2 protein-coding genes are annotated in these 999 nt (G+C 41.8%); one reads left to right on the forward strand and one right to left on the reverse strand.

Features of this window, described 5'->3' with window-relative positions; all coding sequences use genetic code 11:
• Positions 1–624 (forward strand): LysM peptidoglycan-binding domain-containing protein (locus tag A3756_RS23280; protein WP_156490723.1); only part of this gene is annotated, 624 nt, incomplete at its 5' end.
• A 52-nt stretch (positions 625–676) separates the two neighbouring features.
• Here the strand turns inward: A3756_RS23280 and A3756_RS28235 are convergent.
• Positions 677–999 (reverse strand): hypothetical protein (locus A3756_RS28235; protein ID WP_197481491.1); only part of this gene is annotated, 323 nt, incomplete at its 5' end.

Genomic DNA, 999 nt, shown 5'->3' on the forward strand with positions numbered 1-999 from the left:
CCTCCAGAAAAGAGGCTCAACTGGACTCGCTACAGTATAAAACGCGGTGACTCCTTAATTCGCATAGCAAAGAAATTCAACACAACTCCAACCTTGATTAAGCAAGTCAATCAGCTGCGCTCTAACACGATCAGAGAGAAACAAAAATTACTTATCCCTGTTGCATCTGAAGGTAAAGCTTATTACAACTTAAGCCAGCATAATCGACTCAAGCGCAAGCAAGACAAAATATCCGGAAGCCAAGGCAGCAAGAAACTACGTTATAAAGTACGCTCTGGAGATACCATGTGGGATATTTCCAGAGCTCACAAAGTAGGCGTTCGCTCTCTAGCCAAGTGGAACGGCATGGCACCCACTGACCCGATTAAGCCAGGTCAGGAATTAATTATCTGGTCACTTAAGGATGTAGGTAAAGCAAGCATGCCGCTACCGTCTTTTAGAGATAAAAGGCAAATGATCAGAAAGATTGGCTATCGAGTAAGAAAAGGTGACTCGCTCGCTCGCATCGCAAGTAAGTTCAGCGTAACGATTAATGACCTAGTAAGCTGGAACAAGCTAAACAAGAAAAAATATCTACAGCCAGGACAGAAGCTAACCATCTACGTAGACATAACAGCTACTTAGGCCCCGTTACCGAGGCTAGAATTTATTTTAACCTAGGAAGCCACCTCTAAAATCATTCAGACAATAAGTACTCACTAAATTCGATAAAGTGGGAAACAGTTACCTTATCTACTGGAATCATAGACTTATCAGCGTCAGCGCTATTTTCACTTAATTCACTCATCATATCTTTCACTCTTTCAAGCGTTTCACGAATCAAGCTGACCATTGAGTCGCGCGGAGATTCAAACACTCCCATTGAATCATTCATCTGATTAAAGTGATTAACCATATCTACAATAGGTTGATACCGCTTTAGGTTTGATAAGTCATTCGTTCGACCTTCTTGTGAACTAGAAGGTGCACCATAAGTTCTTAACTCTTCCGCTACAGTCT

The organism is Oleiphilus sp. HI0086 (assembly GCF_001635225.1).